At 56.5% G+C, this 17,520-nt stretch carries 18 protein-coding genes; 13 read left to right on the top strand and 5 right to left on the bottom strand.

The features are described 5' to 3' along the window. Positions 1–316 precede the first annotated feature (316 nt). Positions 317–577 carry a hypothetical protein gene (locus ACJJIF_RS18185; RefSeq protein ID WP_444929695.1) on the bottom strand — a complete coding sequence of 87 codons (261 nt, stop codon included), beginning with the start codon at positions 575–577 and terminating at the stop codon, positions 317–319. 196 nt (positions 578–773) lie between these two features. On the opposite strand from ACJJIF_RS18185, the gene trhO reads away from it, so the two are divergent. Continuing rightward, positions 774–1,775 (top strand): oxygen-dependent tRNA uridine(34) hydroxylase TrhO, encoded by a 1,002-nt coding sequence (trhO, locus tag ACJJIF_RS18180; RefSeq protein WP_444929694.1) that lies wholly within the window; start codon positions 774–776, stop codon positions 1,773–1,775. Between the two features lie 3 nt (positions 1,776–1,778). Here the strand turns inward: trhO and ACJJIF_RS18175 are convergent, their stop codons facing one another. Both ACJJIF_RS18175 and apbC read right to left on the bottom strand, forming a co-directional pair. Next, positions 1,779–2,174 (bottom strand): hypothetical protein, encoded by a 396-nt coding sequence (locus ACJJIF_RS18175; RefSeq protein WP_444929693.1) that lies wholly within the window; start codon positions 2,172–2,174, stop codon positions 1,779–1,781. Between the two features lie 555 nt (positions 2,175–2,729). Continuing rightward, positions 2,730–3,881, bottom strand: a complete 1,152-nt coding sequence (gene apbC / locus ACJJIF_RS18170) for an iron-sulfur cluster carrier protein ApbC (RefSeq protein ID WP_444929692.1) — start codon at positions 3,879–3,881, stop codon at positions 2,730–2,732. Positions 3,882–4,091: 210 nt separating this feature from the next. Between apbC and metG the strand changes: the two genes are divergently transcribed. After that, entirely contained in the window at positions 4,092–6,119 is a 2,028-nt protein-coding gene (metG, locus tag ACJJIF_RS18165; RefSeq protein WP_444929691.1) for a methionine--tRNA ligase, read from the top strand. Between the two features lie 10 nt (positions 6,120–6,129). Here metG and ACJJIF_RS18160 read toward each other — a convergent pair whose 3' ends face one another. After that, positions 6,130–7,032 carry an EamA family transporter gene (locus ACJJIF_RS18160; RefSeq protein ID WP_444929690.1) on the bottom strand — a complete coding sequence of 301 codons (903 nt, stop codon included), beginning with the start codon at positions 7,030–7,032 and terminating at the stop codon, positions 6,130–6,132. Between the two features lie 154 nt (positions 7,033–7,186). Between ACJJIF_RS18160 and ACJJIF_RS18155 the strand changes: the two genes are divergently transcribed. From ACJJIF_RS18155 to ACJJIF_RS18140, 4 genes are all read left to right on the top strand, one after another. Next, positions 7,187–8,131 (top strand): D-2-hydroxyacid dehydrogenase, encoded by a 945-nt coding sequence (locus ACJJIF_RS18155; RefSeq protein ID WP_444929689.1) that lies wholly within the window; start codon positions 7,187–7,189, stop codon positions 8,129–8,131. 200 nt (positions 8,132–8,331) lie between these two features. After that, positions 8,332–8,583: a hypothetical protein gene (locus ACJJIF_RS18150; protein ID WP_444929688.1), complete on the top strand. Its 252-nt coding sequence runs from the start codon at positions 8,332–8,334 to the stop codon at positions 8,581–8,583. Between the two features lie 39 nt (positions 8,584–8,622). Beyond that, entirely contained in the window at positions 8,623–9,129 is a 507-nt protein-coding gene (locus ACJJIF_RS18145) for a hypothetical protein (RefSeq protein WP_444929687.1), read from the top strand. Next, the gene (locus tag ACJJIF_RS18140; RefSeq protein ID WP_444929686.1) at positions 9,098–9,340 is read left to right on the top strand and encodes a hypothetical protein; all 243 of its coding nucleotides are present in this window, start codon (positions 9,098–9,100) and stop codon (positions 9,338–9,340) included. The genes ACJJIF_RS18145 and ACJJIF_RS18140 overlap by 32 nt, the downstream gene beginning before the upstream one ends. A gap of 82 nt (positions 9,341–9,422) precedes the next feature. On the opposite strand, the gene yghU is transcribed toward ACJJIF_RS18140, so the two are convergent. Beyond that, positions 9,423–10,301, bottom strand: coding sequence for a glutathione-dependent disulfide-bond oxidoreductase (yghU, locus tag ACJJIF_RS18135; protein ID WP_444929685.1), 879 nt, complete (start codon positions 10,299–10,301; stop codon positions 9,423–9,425). A 327-nt stretch (positions 10,302–10,628) separates the two neighbouring features. Between yghU and rsxA the strand changes: the two genes are divergently transcribed. From rsxA to ACJJIF_RS18100, 7 genes are all read left to right on the top strand, one after another. Next, positions 10,629–11,204: an electron transport complex subunit RsxA gene (gene rsxA / locus ACJJIF_RS18130; protein WP_444929684.1), complete on the top strand. Its 576-nt coding sequence runs from the start codon at positions 10,629–10,631 to the stop codon at positions 11,202–11,204. 9 nt (positions 11,205–11,213) lie between these two features. Continuing rightward, positions 11,214–11,828, top strand: a complete 615-nt coding sequence (gene rsxB / locus ACJJIF_RS18125; RefSeq protein ID WP_444929683.1) for an electron transport complex subunit RsxB — start codon at positions 11,214–11,216, stop codon at positions 11,826–11,828. A gap of 71 nt (positions 11,829–11,899) precedes the next feature. Further along, on the top strand, positions 11,900–13,951 hold the full coding sequence (gene rsxC, locus ACJJIF_RS18120; RefSeq protein ID WP_444932379.1) for an electron transport complex subunit RsxC: 2,052 nt from the start codon (positions 11,900–11,902) through the stop codon (positions 13,949–13,951). Further along, positions 13,951–15,003, top strand: coding sequence for an electron transport complex subunit RsxD (gene rsxD / locus ACJJIF_RS18115; protein ID WP_444929682.1), 1,053 nt, complete (start codon positions 13,951–13,953; stop codon positions 15,001–15,003). Before rsxC ends, rsxD begins: the two co-directional genes overlap by 1 nt. Further along, a complete protein-coding gene (rsxG, locus tag ACJJIF_RS18110; RefSeq protein ID WP_444929681.1) occupies positions 15,003–15,707 on the top strand; it encodes an electron transport complex subunit RsxG in 705 nt (234 codons plus the stop codon). Before rsxD ends, rsxG begins: the two co-directional genes overlap by 1 nt. Then, the gene (locus ACJJIF_RS18105) at positions 15,707–16,420 is read left to right on the top strand and encodes an electron transport complex subunit E (RefSeq protein WP_444929680.1); all 714 of its coding nucleotides are present in this window, start codon (positions 15,707–15,709) and stop codon (positions 16,418–16,420) included. Before rsxG ends, ACJJIF_RS18105 begins: the two co-directional genes overlap by 1 nt. A gap of 333 nt (positions 16,421–16,753) precedes the next feature. Continuing rightward, on the top strand, positions 16,754–17,467 hold the full coding sequence (locus ACJJIF_RS18100; RefSeq protein ID WP_444929679.1) for a TetR/AcrR family transcriptional regulator: 714 nt from the start codon (positions 16,754–16,756) through the stop codon (positions 17,465–17,467). Positions 17,468–17,520 lie beyond the last annotated feature (53 nt).

Below are 17,520 nucleotides of genomic sequence, written 5' to 3'. Positions count from 1 at the left end.
TTTTTATGGGGGTTCCGGCTATCGCGGCACACGCCTCGCTCTGCAAGTGCGCCCGGGGCGCCCCAGCGGGAGTAGGTAGTGACTTAAATTCGTCGCCGGCAGGATGCGGCGCGCAGGTTGATAAGGGACTGACAATTAGAAAGTGCCACCGGAGACTTGGATTCCACCATGTCTCGCGGCGGCACCGTGATTGGCTGTGCTGTTACACGATTGCGATTCCTTTCTCCCCTTAACCATAGCAGCTCGAATAGGGACCAGCAGAGCCGATACCCCTCCCGGGGGGAATTACCGGCCAGTGGATTCGCTCAGGCCCGGCTTACCAGCTGCCACCGGCCTCCTGGACCGGCCCGATAAAGGTCGCGATTCCCTCTTCCCTGAGCGCATCGAGGGCTTCATCCAGCGCTTCCTGCTCGCTGTCAAACGCATCTTCCCAAACCGTGGAATTATTGTGCTCGTCGACAATCTCGAGCAGCCAGCCGCCCTCGCCATCTTCATAAATATCGATCTGGACGGAAACCTCGCCCTCCCGATAGATCTGGCTCAACTCCGACTCTTTCGGTGCAAATTCTTCGCCCATGGGATTCGCCTCGCTGTGACCTTTAAATTTCGGCCAGAACTTTGACAACTTGTGGCCCGCTGGTCAACTACAAATCCCTACTGCTACGGGGTGGGCCGCCTGCTTACTGTACGACAAGTTTCTTTTTTTGCGATAAAATGCGCGGCGATTTTTTCTGCTCCGGATTTGCGATCCGGCCCGCAACTGAGGAAGTACCATGAATCAATTTGTTGTCTGTGCCCTGTATAAGTTCGTCACCCTGGAGGACTTTGAATCCCTGCGCGCGCCCCTGCTCGATGTGATGCAGGAGAACCGTGTGCGCGGCACCCTGCTTTTGGCCCGAGAGGGTATCAATGGCACCGTGGCCGGCTCCCGCGAGGGAATCGATGCGGTATTGGCCCACCTGAAGTCCGACGAGCGCCTGGCAGAGCTGGACTATAAGGAATCCATCACCGAGGCAATGCCCTTCCTGCGCAGCAAAGTAAAGCTGAAGAAGGAAATCGTCACCATGGGGGTCGAGGGTATCGATCCGCTGCGCACCGTCGGCACCTACGTCAAACCCAAAGACTGGAATGCCCTGATCAGCGATCCGGAAGTCGTTGTCGTGGACACCCGCAATGACTATGAATTCCAGGTGGGTACTTTCAAAGATTCCATCAACCCCAAGACCGAGACTTTCCGCGAGTTCCCCCAGTACGTCAAAGAGAATATGGACCCGGCCAAGCACAAGAAAGTCGCCATGTTCTGTACCGGCGGTATCCGCTGTGAAAAATCCACCGCTTACATGAAGGAGCAGGGCTTTGAGGAGGTCTACCACCTCCACGGCGGTATCCTGAAGTACCTGGAGGAGGTTCCCGCAGAAGAGTCCCTGTGGGAGGGCGAGTGCTTCGTGTTCGATGAGCGCGTAACCGTCAACCACAACCTGGAGCGCGGCAAGTACGATCAGTGCAACGCCTGCCGTATGCCCATTACCCAGGAAGACCAGCAGTCTCCCCTGTTTGAACAAGGCGTCAGCTGCCCCCACTGCCACGACAAGGTGCCGGAGGCCGATCGGACCCGTTTCCGCGAGCGCGAGAGACAAATCCAACTGGCCAAACAGCGCGGTGAAGTCCACCTTGGCCAGGACGCCCGCGAACAGACCGTATCCCGCCGCGAGCAGAAAAAAGAGGAGCGCCGCCGCCAGGCCGAGGCGCAACAGGCCCACAGCCAGCAGGCTTAATTCTCAAAGTGCCAGCAGAGGCTGCGCTGCGCCCTTCGCCTGGGCCAGCCAGGCCTCTGCCTCGGCCTCCACGATAAACTCCCGCGAGCTAAACCGGCACAGGTAGGCGCTGTGGCTGGGCAGAGGGCAGGTCCAGCGGCTGCGCGGGTGCAACACCGCGATAAAAGCCCGTCGCAACACCGAATTCTCTGCCATATAGCGAATATATTTCTGATGTTCCTCCAAAGTAATGTGGCTGCGCGCATAGCGCAGGTCGAGTAATACGCGTAGGGGTTTTCGGTGGCGATACTTACCCACCAATCGCGCCGTGGCTTCTATTTTGTCCGCATACCCCAGCGGACCCAAAAAAAGTACACGCGCTATACCCCCTGTCGCTTGATAGCTAATATGAAAACTCATTGATAACAGCACCCGTGCGCTTGTCTTTTTTATTTTTATCGACTACAGCTTCCGCAATGCCTCTTTTTATTGTCCTAGCGGTATTGGATACCGCCTCTACAGCGGACTTTTTTCTCGTACACTCCTGATATTTACCTCTACAGCAACACCAACCCAATAGCTGTATAAAAGATACGACGTTTATCGGCGCAAATACTGCAACCGTAAACCCGGTTTATCGCTCTCAGCAGCAAATATTTTTAGCCAACGATAAAAAAACCAGCAATATAGCCACCGCAAAATAAAAAGTGGACCAGATCACAAAATTATCGACTTTTTAACGGTTAAAAATAAGAAAGCAAAACATCCCTATGTTTTTACCGGCCGTCTCTGGAGTATTTTCACTGCACTCGCGTACCCGTCCTGCAACAGAGGCGAGCCCCACGCAAAAAATCTATCGCGTAAAAACCAGGGATAAGGGGAACACCGGGCCGCATCAATATAGGAATATTGGGGCCCGGTAAAAACCGAAAAACAAAGAAAATTATTTCTTTGTGATCAGTATCGCGAATGGGTTCAACTTATTTCGATTTCCGGCATATCGTCGTCGTCAGCGCTGTTAAGCCAGATCTGAGCGGCCGCTTTGCGGGCAATCTCCCTATAAAAACCGGCAATTTCACTGCCTGGATCGGCGACCACACTGGGTTGCCCGCTATCGACATCCGCGCGAATTTTCTGGGCCAGCGGCAGCTCACCCAGCAACTGGGTGCTGTACTCCGCCGCAATGCGCTCACCGCCACCGCTACCGAAAATCGGTTCGCTGTGACCGCAATTAGAGCAGGTGTGCAGTGCCATATTCTCCACGATACCCAGCACCGGCACAGATACCTTGCGGAACATTTCCACCCCTTTGATCGCATCTTTCAGGGCCAGGTCCTGGGGCGTCGTTACAATCACCGCACCGGCCAAAGTCGTTTTTTGTGCCAGTGTCAATTGGATATCCCCTGTGCCCGGGGGCATATCCACAATCAGGTAGTCGAGGCCATCGCGGCTCTCCCCCCACAGGGTTTGGCTGAGAATCTGGTTGAGCGCGCCGCTGGCCATAGGACCGCGCCACACCGCCGGGGTCTCCTCGGTCATCAGATAGCCCAGGGACATGGTTTCGATACCCTGAGCTTCCACCGGTACAAAGAATTTCTGCGCTTTTACCTGCGGGCGCCGATCTTCCGTGCCCAGCATCGTGGGCAGGCTGGGGCCGTAGATATCCGCATCCAGCAGGCCCACCCGGGCGCCCTCGGCCGCCAGGGCCAGGGCCAAGTTGACCGCTGTGGTGGACTTGCCCACCCCGCCTTTGCCAGACGCCACAGCAACAATATTTTTTACCTTGGCCAGGGTCTCCGGCGCTCCCGCTGTGGGCGTCGCGGGAATATCGCTAAACAGCTCGAACTGCAAAGCCGAGCCCTTCAGCGCTCCAGTATTCAACAGCGGCTGACAGCACGCCTCTGCGCGCCGCAGCCAATCCGCCTCCTGGCTGCCACAGGGGTAGCCCAGGGTAACCCCGGCAAAAACAGTGTTATCCGCAAATCCCACTTCGATTTCTGCGTCCAGGTCATCCAGTGGCAAACCACTGGCGGGATCGTGCAACTGGCCGAGGCACTCCGCCAGATGTTCCAGTTCAGCCTGAACCTCCATTGATAGCTCGTCATGCTCGTGATGATGATCGCTCACGGTATCTCCCTCTCAGCGCTTCTAGGTTGGCTCGCATTGTGTCGGATGACGCGACCTAACACCAGCACTGGCCAGCAGCCGCCGGTTAATTCAAGCCCGCTAGATCCCTCCACGGCATAGTGCAAATCTGCTATATTCTGCGGTCTTTTGACGATCTCCGGCCCGCTCCGCAAGAGCCCCCGGCCGCAACCCACAGCGATGGAAAAACCGATGTCCGATACGCGCAACATTCTCGTTACCAGCGCACTGCCCTACGCCAATGGCTCCCTACACCTGGGCCATGTGCTCGAATATATCCAAACCGATATTTGGGCCCGCTTCCAGCGTGCGCGCGGTAATAACTGCCTGTATATCTGTGCCGATGATGCACACGGCACTGCAATTATGCTGAAAGCCGAACAACTGGGCCTGACCCCGGAGCAGCATATTGCCAATATGCAGGCGGAACACGAGCGCGACTTCGCCGACTTCCTGATTGGCGTGGACAACTACCACTCCACCCACTCAGAGGAAAACCGCGAGCTGTCGGCAATGATCTACCGCCGCCTCCGCGACAACGGCCACATCGCATCGCGCACCATTACCCAGGCGTTTGACCCGGAAAAACAGCTGTTTCTGGCGGACCGCTATATCAAGGGCACCTGTCCGCGCTGTAGCACCCCCGACCAGTACGGCGATAACTGTGAAGCCTGTGGCGCCACCTACAGCCCTACCGAACTGATCGATCCGGTGTCGGCAATCTCCGGCGCCACTCCGGTAGAAAAAGAGTCCGAGCACTTCTTCTTTACCCTGCCCGCCTTTACCGAATACCTGCGCGAGTGGACCCGCTCCGGCACCCTCCAGGATGAAGTGGCCAACAAGCTGGCCGAATGGCTGGAAGAGGGCCTACAGGAGTGGGATATTTCCCGCGACGCCCCCTACTTCGGCTTCGAAATTCCCGATGCGCCGGGCAAATATTTCTACGTGTGGCTCGACGCCCCCATCGGCTATATGGCCAGCCTGAAAAATTACTGCGACAGCAACGGGCTGGACTGGCAGGCCTACTGGAAAAAAGACAGCGATGCCGAGGTGTATCACTTTATCGGCAAGGATATCGTCAACTTCCACGCGCTCTTCTGGCCGGCCATGTTGGACTCGGCGGACTTCCGCACCCCCAACAAAGTTTGCGTACACGGCTTCCTCACCGTTAACGGCAAAAAGATGTCCAAGTCGCGCGGCACCTTTATCAATGCGCGCAATTACCTGGACCACCTGAGCCCCGAGTACCTGCGCTATTATTTCGCCGCCAAACTGACCGCCGGCGTCGATGACCTGGACCTGAACCTGGATGACTTTATCGCCAAGGTAAACTCTGACCTGGTGGGTAAAGTGGTCAATATCGCCTCGCGCACCGCCAAGTTTGTCAGCAAGTCCGGCGGCAAGCTGGCCGGCGAACTGGCCGACGAGGCGCTGTGGAACCAGTTTGTAGAGGCGGCCCCGCGCATTGCCGATTACTACGAGCAGCGGGAATACGCCCGCGCCATGCGCGATATTATGGCCCTGGCCGACGCCGCCAACGCCTGGATCGCCGACAAGGCCCCCTGGTCCCTGGCCAAGCAGGAGGGCAGCGAAGCCGAGGTCCTGGCAATCTGCTCCCAGGGCGTCAATATGTTCCGCGCCCTGATCACCTGGCTGGCCCCGGTACTGCCCAATACCGCGCAAAAAGCGGCGGAGTTCCTCGACTGTGAGCTGGATTGGGACAGCGCTATCCGCCCGCTGGCAGATCACGAGATCAAGAAGTTCAAACCGCTGCTACAGCGCGTGGAGAAAACTCAGGTGGATGCCATTATGGACGCCGCCAAGGAGTCCCTGGCGCAGCTGGAGGCGGAAAGTAAAGCCGCTAGCGGTCCCCTGGCCGAGGACCCCATTGCCGCCGAAATCCAGTTTGACGACTTCGCCAAAGTAGACCTGCGCATCGCCCTGATCGCCAAGGCCGAGCACGTGGAAGGTGCCGGTAAACTACTGCGCTTAACCCTGGACCTGGGCGGCGAAACCCGCCAGGTGTTTGCCGGTATCAAGAGCGCCTACGCGCCGGAAGATCTGGAGGGCAAGCACACCGTGATGGTCGCCAACCTGGCGCCGCGCAAAATGCGCTTTGGTGTCAGTGAGGGCATGGTGTTGGCGGCGGGCCCCGGCGGTAAAGACCTGTGGATACTGGAGCCCCACGAGGGCGCCAAGCCCGGTATGCGCGTGATGTAATTAGGCCGCGCTAGCGCAGGGAAACCGCAATCAAGCCGGCACACACCAACCCCACCCCCAACAGCTGGGGTCTGTGTGCCGGTTCCTTGAGCAGCCAAACTGCCAGACCTACGCCGAGGGGGATACTCAGCTGCCTGAGAGCCACCACATAGCTCACATTTTCTGTCATCGTCATCGCCAGCAGTACCAGGCCGTAAGTCGCGCCCATCATCATTCCCGTCAGGGCCCCGACTTTAAGGTCCCGCAAACTGTGCAATAGCTGCGCACCACCACTCTGCCCCAAACACCCCAGCAACAGCCACAAGCCGCAGGCGAGAAACTGCATGCCCAGATAACTGTAGGCCTGCACCACGGAAGGCACGCTCTCCTGCGCCGCCGCGCCCAGGTATACCAATGCGCCCTTATCCGCCAGCGAATAACCCACAGTGCCGATCGCCGCAACCAGGGCCCAGGCACAGTCGGCGCGCCAGTAGACGCGCCAGTGCCACTCGCGGAAATACACGAGCGGCACCAGCAGACAACCTATAGTGACCAGTAACATGCCGCCCCAGGCGAGAGGGGGCAGTGACTGCCCCAGTAAAATCGTTGCCAGCGCAACCAGCAGTACCGGCAGCGCCCGCGCAACGGGGTAGACCAGTCCCATATTCGCCCGCTGGTAAGCCAGCGATAATCCCCCCATATAAATCATTTGAAAAAAACCACTGCCGATAAGGAGCAGCCAAAAACTGAGCGGGAGAGAGTTAACCTGATATAAAAGCCAGAGATTTAGCGGTAAAAGAAATATTCCAACACTCAAGGTCGCGATACAAAAAAAAGCCGGGGTCGGTGTGCGGGATTTTCCCAATAAATTCCAACCAGCGTGAAGAAATGCAGAGATAAAAACTAGACTGGCAGCCGTGACCGATATTCCCATGAAAGCCCCCCTTCAATTGCGACAAGAAAGGCCCCGAAAAAACCAACCGTAGCCAATAGTATCCACCGACAAGGCCGCTCACCAGTAAAATTTTGTATTCGAGCCGCACTGCCGTAGCATATCCATCACACAGCAAACCTATCGAGGAGATGCCATGCGCGGCGTATTTCTGGACACTTTGACAATGAAGCTCGAGGAGCTGGATACCTCGGCCTTAATAAATAGTCTAGACCAGTGGGATTTTTATGAGACCACTTCCCCTGAAACAGTCGCCGAGCGGATCGCCGAAGCCGAAGTTATCGTCACCAATAAAGTCGTTATAAATCGCAGCTTATTGGCCCAGGCCGGAAAATTAAAAATGATTTGTGTCTGTGCAACCGGCACCAACAATATTGATCTCAGCGCCGCGCAGGAGTTCAATATTCCCGTTTACAACGTAAAGGGTTACGCCGATGCATCAGTACCGCAACACACCCTCGCGCTGATTTTGGCTCTCGCATCCAAGTGGCACAACTACCACAGCGATGTATTGGCCGGCCGCTGGAGTCAGTCAGAAATTTTTTGCCTGCTCGATCACCCCGTTATTGAACTCTCGGGAAAAACACTGGGTATTATTGGTTTCGGCACGCTCGGACAAAAAGTGGCAAAACTGGGCCAAGCCCTGGATATGCGCGTGCTCGTGGCCGAATCATTCCGCAGTGCCCCCGCTGAGGGGCGCACCGCTTTAAAACAATTGTGTGCAGAATCCGATGTTATCAGTCTGCACTGCCCGCTCACGCAAGAAACTGAATTATTGGTGGACGAGCGATTTATCCGCGCAATGAAACCGGGGGCGCTGCTGGTCAACACCGCGCGCGGCGGCCTAGTCGATGAGCGGGCACTGGCAGAGGCACTGCGCAGCGGTCACCTGGGCGGTGCAGCTCTGGACGTACTCAGCCAGGAGCCCCCACCTGTCGATCATCCACTGCTGGACGGCGCTATTCCCAACCTGATTATCACCCCCCACAACGCCTGGATAAGCCGTGAATCACGCCAGCGCCTCCTAAACGGCGTGGTGGAAAATATTGTGTCCTGGCAGCGTGACAGCGGCCGCCATTAATCAGCGCTGCACTGCCATTTTCCCGTCGCCGGCAGACGCCGGCGCAGGCCTAATCCCCAGTACCCTTCCGGCCCGTAAATCACCCCCGCAACAGCGGCGCTCTGTGCAAACATTGCCTGAAAAAAGCGCTTTTTCAAGTGGGAATCATCACACGCGACTATAGACTTCCTCGGCAATCCAACCCCGAGAGGAGAACCCCGATGGCAACCGCAAGATCTCCACATACGAACTCCAGTAGGGAGAAGCTGCAACAGGCCTATAATCTTGCAGGAGAGGCGGCATCACAAGCTGCTGGCAGCTTGAAAGAGAGAGCCAAATCCTCGGTAGAATCCCAGAAACAGCGCGCAAGTAACGTTATGGAAAGAGCGGAGTCCTCACTGCGAGAGCGCCCCATTCTCGCCGTTGGCTGTGCATTTGTGGTTGGCTGGGCCATTGCGAAACTGTTTAAGTAGTGCTGTTTTCTTTTTTACGACGGGGAAGGACACCTGCTGATGGGCAATGAAAAAAAGTCCCAAGCGTCTGACTCAGGCGCCGACGCCGCTGCGCAGAAACGCAGCCCGGATCAAGCCTCACCTTCTCCCTCAGAGGAGCCGACTGATGGAGAGGGTGAAAACGGCGTGGAGATAACCCTCGCCCGTGTCGAGGCGACCCTAACCCTGCTGAGCGCATGGCTGGCCAATATCCAGAAACTATTTCAACTAGAACTGGATAGAACCGTCTGTGCCGGCAGGCGTATTATTACTTTGCAACTGATTATCCTGCCGCTGTGGGCGTCCCTGGTTGTCAGCCTCTGCGCCGGTGTCGGGCTTATTGCCTACTATTTTTCCAACTCTATTTATTTTGCTTTTCTGGCCTTTATTCTCGCCCAGGTCGCTATTTTAGCCGGGGTGTTAACCTATCAAAAAAGACTGGCGCCGCTGCTTGGTTTTGAGGAAACCAAACGGCAGGTCAAAGAGGCTTTAAACGATGCCACTGAAATCTTTAAATCGACAAATTGAACAGTGCCGCCTCACTAGCGAGCGACAGAGACTCAGCGTTGTCGCCATCCTAAACCAGCAACAGCAAGATATTGAGGCGCGTATACACGCAATCCCCCTGCCCCTGGTGCTGGGAATAGCGCTGGTTGCCGGTTTCGCCGCAGAAAAATTATGGCACCTGCCGCGCACCTCACAAGTCATTCAATTTATAGTGAGTCTGCGGGCTTTCTAACCCCGCCGGCAATCTGCCCAGCAGTGCCACTCAGAGGTGTGGCACTGGCTTACCCAATAAGCACTACTATTTCAGCAACCTGTTAATCCGCAACCTTGCCGGCAACTTTATCCTCGGTCTTTTCCTCGAAATCACTGGCACTATGGCGCTCATGTAATTGTCCGGCGGGCTCGCCCCACACCCGGTTGACCATACGCCCACGCTTTACGGCGGGGCGCTCAGCGATTTCCCCCACCCAGCGATTGAGATTTTTATAACTCTGGGCATCGAGAAACTCCGCCGCGCCATAGCCCTCATTGAGAACCAGGGTGCCATACCAGGGCCAGATAGCGATATCGGCAATGGTGTAGTTTCTGCCGGCAATATAGGGGTGCTTGGCCAATTGCTGATCCAATAGATCCAACTGGCGCTTCACCTCCATCGTAAAGCGATTGATGGGATACTCATACTTTTCCGGCGCGTAGACATAGAAGTGGCCGAAGCCCCCGCCAAGATAAGGGGCGGCTCCCATCTGCCAGAAGAGCCAGTTCAAGGTCTCGGTGCGCTGCTCCGGCGTATGGGGCAGGAAGGCATTAAATTTTTCCGCCAGATACAGCAATATGGAACCGCTCTCAAATACCCGAATCGGTGGCGTGGTGCTGTGATCCACCAGTGCTGGAATTTTAGAGTTCGGGTTTGCCTGTACAAATCCACTGCTGAACTGCTCTCCCTCATTGATACGAATCAGGTGAGCATCGTACTCCGCCCCCTCAAACCCCAGCGCCAACAGCTCCTCCAGCATCACCGTCACTTTGATACCGTTAGGCGTGGCCAGCGAGTAGAGCTGCATCGGGTGCTGTCCCACAGGCAGCGCTTTATCATGGGTCGCGCCCGCCACCGGGCGATTGATACTGGCAAAAGCGCCCCCGCTGTCCTTATCCCACTGCCAAACTTTAGGTGGGGTATAGGTTTGATTCGACATTAAATAGCTCCAAGTGAAATTAACGTTGTTCTCAACCAAGGGTACCGATCGGTCAATATACTGCATTGCCGATACCCTCTACTTAACAGCAGCGCTCAAACTGGATCACCGATCCTGTACTTGTCACAAACCGAAGCGTGTTCTAAGTCGCCCCTTTTCCCCGCCGCTTCGCGCACAAGTTGAAGCCCCCCAGCGACTCACCCATAATAGCCGCCCAGCGCGGCATTCGACGGTGCTCCCCAGGAAGGTACTAGTCTCACCTAAACGCTGCCGACGCCACTTGCCGCTGTTCGCGCAATCTGCCCTCGGGCTTCAACCGGACTTGTTATGACCGAATTTGCCGTCATTCTGCTCAGCACCATCTTGGTTAACAATTACGTGTTAGTGCAGTTTCTCGGCCTGTGCCCGTTTATGGGGGTCTCCAATAAACTGGAGACCGCTGTGGGTATGGCCGGCGCTACCACTTTTGTACTTACCTTGGCCTCTATTTGCTCGTACCTGGTCAACACTTACCTGTTGGCGCCCTTTGGTATTGAGGACCTCCGCACCATCTCGTTTATATTGGTGATTGCTGTCGTCGTACAGTTCACACAGATGTTTATCCAGAAAACCAGCCCGCTGATGTACAAGGTGTTGGGGGTTTTCCTGCCGCTGATTACCACCAACTGCGCCGTCTTGGGTGTCGCCCTCCAGAACACCATGAAGGCACATACGTTTATACAGTCGACCCTCTATGGGTTTGGTGCCGCAGTGGGCTTCTCCCTGGTGCTGATTTTATTTTCCTCGATGCGCGAGCGCCTCGCCGCCGCCGATGTCCCGCTGCCATTTCGCGGTGCCGCGATCGGCATGGTCACCGCCGGGCTGATGTCACTGGCGTTTATGGGCTTTAGCGGTCTGGTATAGGGGGTTGTAATGCTGGACTGGATTTCACAAATTTCGCCGCCGCTGCTGATACTCGGCGGTATGGCGCTGGTATTCGGCGCCCTGTTGGGCTTTGCCGCCGTGCGCTTTCGCGTCGAGGGCGATCCACTGGTTGAGCAGGTCGATGCCCTGCTGCCGCAAACCCAGTGTGGCCAATGCGGCTATCCCGGTTGTCGCCCCTACGCCGAGGCGATTGTAAACGGCGACACCATCAACAAGTGCCCGCCCGGGGGCCAGGGCACCATCAATGAACTGGCCAACCTGCTGGATATAGAGCCCATGCCGCTGGACGCCGAACACGGCGTTGAAGATATCAAGAGGGTGGCGTTTATTCGCGAGGCCGAGTGTATCGGCTGCACCAAGTGCATCCAGGCCTGCCCGGTAGATGCCATCGCCGGCGCCGCCAAGTATATGCACACAGTAATCACCGATGAATGCACCGGCTGCGACCTCTGTGTCGAACCCTGCCCGGTGGACTGTATCGATATGGTGCCTGTGGCGACACCCTTACAAAATTGGCATCCACACAAGCCCAGTGATAGCGCGGCCCTGATCGCCAGCGACCGCCGCGCTATCCAACAGAACACCGGGGGAGGTGCGGTTTGAGCTCCGTCGACAGCAAGACACAACAGAGAGAGGCCGTGCAGGAGAGACGCGCGACCCGCGATGCACAGCTGATTGCCAGCGAGAAAGCGCGGGAGCTGCGCCCCAACGACTTTCCCGGCGGCATACACCCTCCCGAAAATAAACACCAGAGCACCGCCGAGCCGATAGGGGTAATCCCCCTCGCCGAAGATTTGATCGTGCCGCTGCTACAGCACTCCGGTGCCAGCGCACAGCCACTGGTAAAACTCGGCGACACGGTGTTGAAGGGGCAAAAAATTGCCGAGGCCGACGGCCTGATCAGCTGTCCGGTTCACGCCCCCAGTTCCGGCAGAGTTATAGCCATAGAGCCCCACCCGGTGCCCCACCCCTCGGGCCTACTGGAAGACTGTATCGTGATTCGCACCGACGGCGAAGATGCCTGGTGCGATCTCAGTCCCTGTGAGGATTACCGCCAGGTTTCCCCTATCGAGCTTCTGGACAAGATCCGCGATTGCGGTATTGCCGGTATGGGCGGCGCGGGGTTCCCTACCGCCGTCAAGTTGGACCCCCACGGCGGCGCCGAAATTGACACTCTGATTATCAATGGCACAGAGTGCGAGCCCTATATCACCGCCGACGATATGCTGATGCGCGAGTGCGCCGATGAAATTATTGCCGGCATCGAGATCCTCGCCCATATCCTCGATCAACCGGAGCGGGTATTGATCGGCATCGAGGACAATAAGCCCAAGGCCATCCGCGCCATGCGCAAGGCCGCCAAGGGCACCCGTTTCGATATCGTGGTGTTTCCCACCAAGTATCCATCCGGGGGCGAAAAGCAGCTGATCCAAATCCTGACCGGCCGCGAAGTCCCCAATAAGGGACTGCCGGCCAACGTGGGGATTGTCTGCCAAAATGTCGGCACCACCCGGGCGCTATACCGCGCCATTCGCTTTGGCGAGCCGCTGGTCAGCCGAGTGACCACTGTGGTCGGCAAGGCGTTGGAGCAACAGCGCAATATCGAGGTGCCGATCGGCACCCCGATACAGCACATCCTCAATTATCACGGCATCCACCGCCGCCTGATGCAAAAAGTCATTATCGGCGGACCCATGATGGGTTATACGATTGACGACCTGAACGCTCCGATCGTAAAAACGACCAACTGCCTGCTGGTGCCCACCTTCGAGGAGCTGCCCCCGGCCCCCGTGGCCCAGGCCTGTATTCGCTGCGGTTTCTGTGCCGAGGCCTGCCCCGCGTCGCTGCTGCCACAGCAGCTCTATTGGTATGCCCGCGCCGATGAGCGGGAAAAGTTGCAGGCGTACAATCTGTTTGACTGTATCGAGTGCGGCGCCTGCTCCTATGTCTGCCCCAGCACCATCCCCCTGGTCCAATACTACCGCGCGGCCAAGGGAGCAATTCGCACCGCTGAAGCGGAAAAGGAAAAGTCCGACCGCGCCCGCGATCGCTTCGAGTTTCGCCAGTTGCGCCTCGAAAAGGCCGAAAAAGAAAAAGAGGCCAAACGCGAAGCCCGGCGCAAAGCCGCCGAGCAGGCGCGTCAGCAGAGGGAGCAAAACCCGGAGTCTGCGGCGGCCAAAGCTGAAAAACAGGAGGCGGACGTTGTCGCCGCCGCCCTGGCCCGGGTCAAATCCCGCCAGGAAGACCCCAAACAGCTTTTGGCCCGTGCCCAGCGCACCTTCTCCAGTGCCCAGAGCCGAGTGGAGCGTATGCGCAACAAGCTGGAAAGCGCCGAGGAAAGCCAGCGCGACCAACTGGCGGCGCAACTCAAAGCCGCCGAGGTGAAGTTGCAGGAGGCGCAGCACAAGTTGACCCTGGCCGAGCGCCGCGCCGACCGGGACAGTACGCGAGAGCCCAATCAGGAAGAGACCAGCGCAGCCGTGCGGGCAATTACCAAAGCCCGCGCCGCCGCAGAGGCGCGCGCGCAGATGAGTGACGCCGATAAGCTCGCCGCAGATATCGAGGCCCTGCGCAAGCGCGTCACTAAAGCCGAAGCTCGCCTACAGAAGGCGCGAGATGAAGATGATGCCAATCTGGGCGCATTTGAAAGCGCGCTGGAAAAGCTACAAGAGAAACTGGAAAACAAAATGCGCGAACAACAAACCGCACAGGACGGAAAGCAATAATGTCTCTGATGCGCGCCACCTCCCCTCACGCCCGTTCCGGCAATGACACCGGCAAAGTCATGCTGCAAGTTGCCGCCGCCACCATTCCCGGTGTGCTGGCCATGGTGATCTACTTCGGTATCGGAGTACTGATCAATATTGCCCTGTGTACCATTACCGCGCTGCTGTGCGAAGCGGCGGTGATGAAACTGCGCGGCAGGCCGGCGGCCTTCTACCTGCGGGATTACAGTGCTTTTGTCACCGCACTACTCCTCGGCATCGCCCTGCCCCCCTACTGCGCCTGGTGGCTGCCGCTGGTGGGTACTGCGGTGGCGATCATACTGGCCAAGCACCTGTATGGCGGCATGGGCTACAACCCATTCAACCCCGCGATGGTGGGCTATGTTGTCCTGCTGATCAGTTTCCCGGTAGATATGACCCGCTGGGTGGGCGCCGCCGAGGTTATCGGTGGCACGCCCAGTCTGGAGGAGGCCTTCTCCCTGGTGATCGGCAGCTATAACGTCGATGGCTTTACCCGCGCAACCCCGCTTGAAATTGTGCGGCTCAACGAATCACTGCTGTTATCCCAGCTCTATGAACTGGAGCCCGTTCTCAACCAGGGCACTTTTGCCGGCATCGGCTGGGAGAGCGTCAGCTTCGGCTTCCTGCTCGGCGGCCTGTTTTTACTATTTCGCGGCATTATTACCTGGCACGCGCCCGTTGCCATGCTGGTTACACTGACGCTGATTTCCCTGTTTTTCTACGACAGTGGCAGCTCTCTGTCAGAGGGCTCCCCGCTGCTGCATTTATTTTCCGGCGCCACCATGCTCGGGGCCTTTTTTATTATCACCGACCCGGTCAGCGGCGCTACCAGCAATCGGGGCCGGCTAATTTTTGGCGCCGGTGTTGGCGTGTTAACTTATATCATTAGGGCCTGGGGAACCTATCCCGATGCGGTGGCCTTCGCCGTGCTGTTGATGAACTTTGCCACACCCACCATCGATAATTACACCCTCCCGCGCACCTATGGTCACAAGCAGCGCCGCCGCGCCACCGACCTGGAGGAACACTGATGCTCAAGCAATCGATGGCCTCCAACGCCGCCGTGCTCACAGTGATTGCCCTGGTCACGGCCGGCACTCTGGCGGTGACACAAATTACCACTCGCGAACCGATCAAGAGAGCCATTCGCGAGGCCTCGGCAAAAGCGCTGTTGGAAATTATCCCGCTGGAGCGCCACAGCAACGATATGCTGGTGGACACCTACCCAATCCCAAAGTCCTACTGGAACCAGCTGGGTCTCAAACAGGGCGGAGATATCAATCTCGCACGGGAGGAGGATGGCAAAGTTTCTGCGGTGATTGTTCCTGCGGTCACACCCGATGGCTACTCGGGGCCAATTAAAATGCTGGTCGGTATCAACCGCGATGGCACTATCGCCGGAGTGAGGGTGACAGGCCACACTGAAACCCCGGGGCTCGGTGATAAAATCGAGCTAAAAAAAAGCGACTGGGTGCTGCAATTTGACGGCCTGTCTCTGCAAAATCCGCCCTCGGCCGACTGGAAAGTAGAAAAGGATGGCGGTGTTTTCGACCAGTTTACCGGCGCCACAATTACTCCCCGCGCCATCGTCAATGAGGTGCACCAGGTGCTTGAATTTGTCAGCCTGCATCACGAACAGATATTTAATGCGCCAATGTCCCAGCGAGCCGTAGAGATTGAGACTTCTGCAATCGATTCAGAACAAGAGCCGACGGCGGTTAAGGAGCAAAACTGATGGCAACTCCCGGCTATACGGAAATCGCCCACAACGGGCTGTGGAAAAATAACCCGGCACTGGTACAGCTACTCGGGCTCTGTCCGCTGCTGGCGGTCACCGGTTCCGTGGTTAACGGCATTGGCCTGGGCCTGGCCACCACCGTCGTTCTTATCGGCTCCAATCTGGCGGTATCCCTTATTCGGCGACAAATTCCAGATACGGTCCGATTGCCGGCCTCGGTGATGATTATCGCCACCTTCGTGACCTGCGTTGAGCTGCTGATGAAGGCCTATACCTACGAGCTTTATTTAGTGCTGGGTATTTTTATCCCCCTGATTGTCACCAATTGCGCAATTCTGGGGCGGGCAGATGCCTTCGCCAGTAAAAACCCGGTACTCCCCTCCTTGATGGATGGGCTGATGATGGGGGTCGGTTTCACTGCGGTGCTGATTGTTATTGGCGCGATAAGAGAAATTCTGGGGCAGGGCACACTATTTTCAGATATGGATTTATTATTTGGCCCTATCGCCAAAGACTGGAGCCTCTCTGTATTTGGCGGCGACTATCCCGGCGTTCTCGTCGCCGTGCTACCGCCCGGTGCCTTTCTGGTCGCCGGCTTATTAATTGCGGGGAAAAATGCCATTGATATCGGCATTGAGAGACAGAAAAGCCAAAAAATTAAAATTATTCCCGGCTCAAAACGTGTGCGTGTTACTGGAAAAATTTCTTAAAGAAATACCTCGCTAATCAATTAAATTCTGCAATCGAGGGAAAATTAAATTTACCCCTCGATTGCAAAATTCTGGCTATTTCACCAAAAGCCAAAAACCGATCCTCCTCGGCCGCCTATTTCCTGTTAATTTTTCACTTTTTACGTTTTTAGAGTGATATCCGTCAGCCATTAAACCCGGCTATTTAACCTAATTACGCTATACCGGTGTAATTTTCGTGTAATCAAATGTAATAGCGTTATTCCCTTTTTTTAATTCTGTTTCGCTAGAATGGCACGGCCGAACAGCTTCACCTTGCTATCGGTGCCAATGCAATAAGATAGGGATAACGCTATGACTGTAGACACCGGAAAGTCTGAACTGGTCTACCACGGCCGCCGAGCCCAACGCGCAGATAGCCGTTTGCGACGCAAGGCGATTCTAGAGGCCACTCTGAGACTGATCGTTAAAGAAGGTATCCGCGGAATCCGGCACCGTGCCGTAGCCCGCGAAGCTAACGTTCCTCTCGCCGCGACCACTTATTATTTCAAAGATCTAAATGACCTGATCAGCGATTCATTTACTTATTTCGTTGAACAGGGGCTCGAAGCTACCCGTCAATTACAGGAAGAGAGCTTTAGTGCTGCACGCAACTTATCGGCACAAGAACGAGCCTCGCACAGCAGCCGTAAACTGCTGATTCAGCAATTGACTCACTTTATTCTTACTCATATTCGCACGCAGTCTGAAGATCGCGATCGCAGATTGGTTGAGCTGGCATTCCGCAATGAAGCGCTGCGCAATGAGCAATTAACCCGCGCGGTGCGGATGGCCAATCACGCTAGAGAATCCCTGATTAAGGAATTCTTCCAGCTGCTGGGTCTGTCTGATTCTGAAGCCGCTGCGCAAATTGCCCACGGTACGATTCTGAACCTTGAGTATGAAATTTTGAGCGGTGCCATTACTCTGGACTCACCGCTACTGGAACGCACTGTCACCCTGATGGTCAACGGATTGATTCCAGCCGCAACTGCAAACGCAGTGGCTGAAACCGCAGCATACGGCTGATTGCTACAGAATTTTCCGTCTCCAGGAAACGGGTATGGAGTTGTCCCCTCCAT

The sequence above is a fragment of the Microbulbifer regidiadema (SeqCode) genome, from assembly GCF_052467605.1.
Note: the sequence above shows the minus strand (reverse complement) of the source record. Positions and strands in the feature narration are given on the sequence as shown.